The sequence below is a fragment of the Curtobacterium sp. MCBA15_016 genome, assembly GCF_001865105.1.
Taxonomy (GTDB): Bacteria; Actinomycetota; Actinomycetes; order Actinomycetales; family Microbacteriaceae; genus Curtobacterium.
Map to the genome: position 1 here is coordinate 259,427 of NZ_MJGR01000001.1, position 5,230 is coordinate 264,656.

Annotated in this window: 7 protein-coding genes; 5 read left to right on the top strand and 2 right to left on the bottom strand. The window is 73.6% G+C overall.

Annotated elements, in window-relative coordinates; translation table 11 throughout:
- Positions 1-7: 7 nt before the first annotated feature.
- Entirely contained in the window at positions 8-925 is a 918-nt protein-coding gene (locus BIV03_RS01325) for a DNA-3-methyladenine glycosylase (RefSeq protein ID WP_071294333.1), read from the top strand.
- A gap of 221 nt (positions 926-1,146) precedes the next feature.
- Here the strand turns inward: BIV03_RS01325 and BIV03_RS01330 are convergent, their stop codons facing one another.
- A complete protein-coding gene (locus BIV03_RS01330) occupies positions 1,147-1,485 on the bottom strand; it encodes a hypothetical protein (RefSeq protein ID WP_071294334.1) in 339 nt (112 codons plus the stop codon).
- Between the two features lie 26 nt (positions 1,486-1,511).
- The gene (locus BIV03_RS01335; RefSeq protein WP_071294335.1) at positions 1,512-2,375 is read right to left on the bottom strand and encodes an NAD-dependent epimerase/dehydratase family protein; all 864 of its coding nucleotides are present in this window, start codon (positions 2,373-2,375) and stop codon (positions 1,512-1,514) included.
- 88 nt (positions 2,376-2,463) lie between these two features.
- On the opposite strand from BIV03_RS01335, the gene BIV03_RS01340 reads away from it, so the two are divergent.
- From BIV03_RS01340 to BIV03_RS01355, 4 genes are all read left to right on the top strand, one after another.
- A complete protein-coding gene (locus BIV03_RS01340) occupies positions 2,464-3,162 on the top strand; it encodes a YceI family protein (RefSeq protein WP_071294336.1) in 699 nt (232 codons plus the stop codon).
- Positions 3,162-3,674, top strand: a complete 513-nt coding sequence (locus tag BIV03_RS01345; protein WP_071294337.1) for a sigma-70 family RNA polymerase sigma factor — start codon at positions 3,162-3,164, stop codon at positions 3,672-3,674. Before BIV03_RS01340 ends, BIV03_RS01345 begins: the two co-directional genes overlap by 1 nt.
- Positions 3,671-4,369 (top strand): anti-sigma factor, encoded by a 699-nt coding sequence (locus BIV03_RS01350; RefSeq protein ID WP_070417345.1) that lies wholly within the window; start codon positions 3,671-3,673, stop codon positions 4,367-4,369. Before BIV03_RS01345 ends, BIV03_RS01350 begins: the two co-directional genes overlap by 4 nt.
- Before the next feature lie 179 nt (positions 4,370-4,548).
- Positions 4,549-5,229, top strand: a complete 681-nt coding sequence (locus BIV03_RS01355) for a hypothetical protein (protein WP_070417182.1) — start codon at positions 4,549-4,551, stop codon at positions 5,227-5,229.
- The last annotated feature ends 1 nt before the right edge of the window (position 5,230 follow it).

The window sequence follows — 5,230 nt, forward strand, 5'->3', positions numbered from 1 at the left end:
CGAGGCCGTGTCGCGCGTCGACACCGTCTACCGGCCAGGAGGCGCGGTGGACGTCCGCGCGACGCTCCGGCCCCTGCAGCGCGGCTCCGGCGACCCCGCCTTCCGCGTGGTCGGCTCCGACACGTGGCTCGCGCTCCGCACACCGGACGGCCCGGCCTCGGTGCTCGTGCGCCGTGCCGGTCCCGACGCCATCGCGGTCTCGGCGTGGGGCGACGGTGCCGAGTGGGCGGTGTCGCACGCTCCCGAACTGCTCGGCCGGGGTGACGACTGGTCGGACCTCGACGTGTCCCGGCACCCGTTCCTCGTCGACGCCCGGCACCGGCAACCGGGCCTCCGCCTGCTCCGCACCAACACCGTGATGGCGTCCCTGGTGCCCGCGATCATGGAGCAGAAGGTCACCTCGCGGCAGGCCTGGCGTGCCTGGCGGTACCTGCTGCGGCGGTACGGCACACCGGCGCCCGGACCGGCCCCGGCGGACATGTTCGTCCCGCCGACCGCTGCCGGGTGGGGTGCGATCCCGAGCTGGGAGTGGCACCGCGCCGGCATCGAGCCCGGTCGTTCGGCGACGGTGATGCGGGCGGTCCGGGTGGCTCCGGCGCTCGAACGGACGCTGGCGCTCGGTCGCGGTGGGGCCCTCGTGTCCGCGCGGCTGCAGTCGGTCCCCGGCGTCGGGAAGTGGACGGCGGCGGAGACCGCGCAGCGCGCCCACGGCGATCCGGACTCCCCGAGCGTGGGGGACTTCCACGTGGCGGCGCTCGTCGGGTGGGCGCTGACCGGGGGACCGGTGGACGACGACGGGATGCTCGAGCTGCTGGAGCCGTGGCGGGGGCACCGGGAGCGGGTCGTGCGGCTCATCGGGGGGTCGGGCTTCCGGAAGCCGTCGTTCGGGCCGCGCCTGACGATCCAGGACCACCGGTACCACTGAGCCGCGCTGGCGCCGTGCCGCGCGCCGCGGGCGCCGTGCCGCTGCGCGGCGTCGCCGCGCGCTGGCGCGCCGCCGGGCCGCTGGCGCCGGAGGCGTTCGCACAACCAAAGTGCGCCCGAGCCGTGCATCCGCGTGGCGCAACGTGCCTTTGGTTGTGCGGAGCGCCGCGCGCCGCGCCGCCGCGCGCGCCGCGCCGGGCGCCGCGCCGGCCGCGCCGCGGGTCAGGCCACCGCCGAGAACGGTCCGCCGAACCACAGCGCGATCGGCGCGAGCCCCGACAGCACAGCGCTCGCGACGACCACGGCGGTCGACCCGCGAGCCTCCGCACGCCGGCGCGCGACGACACCGAGCACCAGCGCCACGACGACCCCGCCCCACGGGAGGAGCGACAACGCCAGCACGAGGGGCCACAGGAAGAGCGAAGCCCCCGTCCCCGTGACGAGCACCGGCACCCACATGACCGACCAGAGCAACGCCAACGCCGTCCCGGACATGGACAGGATCGCCCCGGCGACGACGAGCGTGGGGGTGGAGTGGGGGCGGACGGCGGGTTCGTGCACGTCCGGATCGTACCGAGCGCGGCGGCTCAGGGGTGCCGGGTGCCGACGCCGGCGAGCACGGCGCGGTAGCCCTCGCGGAACGTCGGGTACCGCGGTGCCCAGCCCGTCGAGCGGAGCAGGGCGTTCGACAGGCGCTTGTCACCGGCACCCTGCCGGCCGGCAGTGCCGGCGCCGGCCTCGGCCCTCGGCGGCACCGCGACCCCGAGCTCGGCGGCGAGGAACGCGTACACGTCGTCGAGCCGAGCCGGTTCGTCGTCGGTCACGAGGTACGTCGGTGCGGGGTCGTCCAGCGTCGCGAGGTGCACCAGGGCCGCAGCCGCGTCGTCCCGGTGGATCCGGTTCGTGTGCGGGGACGACCCGTCGGCCGGAGCCGACCGAGCCCCTCCGCCCCGGACCTGGTCGAGGAGGCGCTCCCGCCCGGGACCGTACACACCGGACAGTCGAGCGAGCACCGCCCCCGGGGCTCGCTCGCGGAGCAGCGCCTCGGCCTCCAGCAGGACGTCCGCGGTGGGGGAACCGCCGTCCGCGGGGGTGTCCTCGGTGACCGTGCCACCGTCGTCGACGTCGTAGACCGCGGTCGAGGACACGACGACCAGGCGCGGGCTCGCTCCGGACGCGTCGATGCCGTCCAGGACGTTCCGCAGCCCGTCGACGTACGTCGCGCGGTACTCGTCCACGTCGCGGCTCCCCGCGGCGACGGCCACGACCACCACCGCCGTGCTCGCCGGGATCTCCGGGACCGACCGGCGCAGGTCGACGCTCCGCCCGGTGAGCGGGGCCGGGACCAGCTCGCCCCGCCGCCGGAGTCCGACCACGCGGTGCCCGGCGGCGGCGAAGCGCAGGCCGGTCTCGATCCCGAGGTCGCCGCAGCCGGCGATGACGATGTCCACCGCCCCATCATGCCGAACGCCGGTGGACGATCCGCCGTCCATGCCGAACGCCGGTGAACGATCCGGCCCGCTGTCTCGTCGTCAGGGCATGGGACTCCGCACACGAACCAAGGTCATCATCGGCATCGCCTCCGGCGTCGTGGTCGTCGGCGCGGCCGCAGCCATCGCCGGACCGGTCATCTACGCGAACACCGTCAACGGGCAGGCCGCCGCCGCCCCCTCCGTCAGCGCCGCGCCGTCCGGCGGCTCCGGCACCCTCACCGCCGCCGAGGCCGACGGCAGCTGGACCAGCACCGGCGACTCGTTCGCGGGCTACCGCGTGCACGAGAAGCTCCAGGGGCAGGATGTGAACGTGGTCGGACGCACGAAGGACGTCGAGGGCAGCGCCGAGGTCAGCGGCGGCTCCCTCACGAAGGCGACGGTCACGGTCGAGGTCGCGAAGATCAGCACGCCCGAGTCCGCCCGTGACGCCTACTTCCGCGACACCGCGCTCCAGACGGACCAGCACCCCACGGCGACGTTCACGTTGACGAAGCCCGTCGACGTGTCCGGCGCGCTCGACGGCTCGACGCAGGACGTCACGCTCACCGGCACGATGGACCTGCACGGCGTCGAGCAGCCCGTCACCGCCGACGCCCAGGTCGCCGTCGCGAAGGACGGCACCGTGCAGGTCGCCGGCAGCATCCCGATCACCTTCGAGGACTACGGGGTCGAAGCACCGTCCCTCGGCTTCGTCACGGTGGACCCGAAGGGGTCCGTCGAGTTCTCACTCGACCTGGCGAAGTGATGGCCACGGGCCGATCCGCCGACGAGCTGCTCGCGACGCTCTACCGGGAGCACGGCGACGCGCTCACCCGGTACGTCCGGCACCTGACGCGGGACGGCCACACGGTCGAGGACGTCGTGCAGGAGACGATGGTGCGCGCGTGGCAGCGCCCGGCCGTGCTCGAACGCGCCCCGGACAGCGCTCGGGCGTGGCTCTTCACCGTCGCCCGGAACCTCGTCGTCGACGATGCCCGGTCCGCGCGGAACCGCCGTGAGCACGGCACCGAGTCCCCCGTCGACCGGGTCGAGGCGGACCGCACCGACGCCGTCCTCGACCGCATCGTCGTCGCGGACGCCCTCGCCTCCCTCAGCCCCGACCACCGTCGGGTGGTGGTGGACGCGTACTGGCTCGGACACACGGTCCCCGAGATCGCCCGACGACACGACATCCCCGAGGGCACCGCGAAGTCGCGGCTGCACTACGGGCTGCGGGCCCTCCGGCTCGCACTGCAGGAACGAGGAGTGACGCGATGAGCGACGACCGCTACGCCGAGTGGGACGCCGCCTACGTGCTCGGTTCCCTGCCGCCGGACGAGCGGCTCGAGTACGAGCGGCACCTCGAGACGTGCGACCGCTGTGCGGCCGCCGTCGCGGAGCTGGTCGGTCTCCCGGGCCTGCTGTCCAAGCTGCCGGCAGACCAGGCGGTCGAGATCGCAGACCCGGACGGGAGGCGCGACACCGGCTCCGAGAGCACCCTCGCCTCCGTCGCGCACCGCGTTCGACACCGTCGCCGTCGCCGCCGGATCTGGGTCGCGGCCACGGCCGCCGCCGCGGTGGTCGCCGCGGTCCTCGGCGGACTCGCGGTCGGCACCGCACGGGTGGACCCGTCCGTCCAGGCCGGCCCCGCCACGGCGTCGGCCGACCGGTACGCGCTCGTGGGGGAGCGCGGCCTCGACGTCGACCTGTCCGTCAGCGGCGAACCGTGGGGCACCCGCTTCGACTGGGGCTGCTCCTACGGCGGGAAGTCCTGGGCCGCCGACGGGTCCGTGATGTACGACCTCGTGGTCGTGCGCGACGACGGGTCCGTGCAGACCGTGGCGTCGTGGTCGGCCGCTGGCGAGGACGCCCGGGGACTGTCCGCCTCGACCGACGTGCAGCGCGACGACATCGCCAGCGTGCAGGTACGGCTCCGCGGCGACGACCGGGTGCTCGCGGACGTCGATCTCTGACGGATCCCGATCCGGACCAATCCGGCTGGGCGAGGGTGCCGAATCACTGACATCGACCGGGGAACACCCCGGAAGCGCTCACCAGCCGCACATCGCTGGTTCTCCACCCTGCACCAGGGTGTGTTCGGCGCGCACACAGCAGCCGCGCCGAGCGCGACAACAGCAAAGGATTGATCACCATGCGCAAGAGCCTCAAGACCTCCATCACGCTCGCCACGACGGGTGCGCTCGTGCTGGGTGGTGCCGCGTTCGGCATCACCTCGGCGCAGGCCTCGACCCCGTCGGTGCACACCGTGTCGTCGTCCTCGTCGAAGATCCCCGGCCCCGTCGCGTCGGTGCCCGAGGTCCTCGGTGGCGACACCGCGGTGAAGCTCGACTCCGGCTTCACCGACGCCCTGACCGCGCTGAAGCTGACCCCGGGTGTCTCCGGTGACGCCAAGCTCGCCGACGGGTCCGTGTCGTTCCCGATCACGTCCGGTTCGGTGACGTACTGGTCGCCGGATGGTGACTACCGTCCGTACGTGCAGGGTCTGCTGAACCACGACGACTCGGGTCTGACCCTCACCGCCGGTGAGACGACGGTCACGCTGGAGAACTTCGTCGTGAACCCGGGCTCGTCCAAGCTCTACGGTGACGTGCTGGTCAACGGCAAGGTCGCGGTGAACAACGCGTACCTGTTCTCGCTGCACGGTGGCACGCTCAAGCCGCTGCAGCTCGAGGGTGACAACGCGATCCTGACCGGCACCACGGTGCACGTCTCGGGTGACGCCGCGAAGCTGCTCAACAGCACCTTCAAGACCGACGCCGTGAAGTCCGGCCTCCTCGTCGGCACCGCCACCATCACCGCCAAGATCAAGTAAC

Excerpts from the sequence above, each read along its gene's own strand:
- BIV03_RS01345 (WP_071294337.1), top strand. The coding sequence starts at position 3,162 with ATGGCCACGGGCCGATCCGCCGACGAGCTGCTCGCGACGCTCTACCGG.
- BIV03_RS01340 (WP_071294336.1), top strand. The coding sequence starts at position 2,464 with ATGGGACTCCGCACACGAACCAAGGTCATCATCGGCATCGCCTCCGGC.
- BIV03_RS01350 (WP_070417345.1), top strand. The coding sequence starts at position 3,671 with ATGAGCGACGACCGCTACGCCGAGTGGGACGCCGCCTACGTGCTCGGT.
- BIV03_RS01355 (WP_070417182.1), top strand. The coding sequence starts at position 4,549 with ATGCGCAAGAGCCTCAAGACCTCCATCACGCTCGCCACGACGGGTGCG.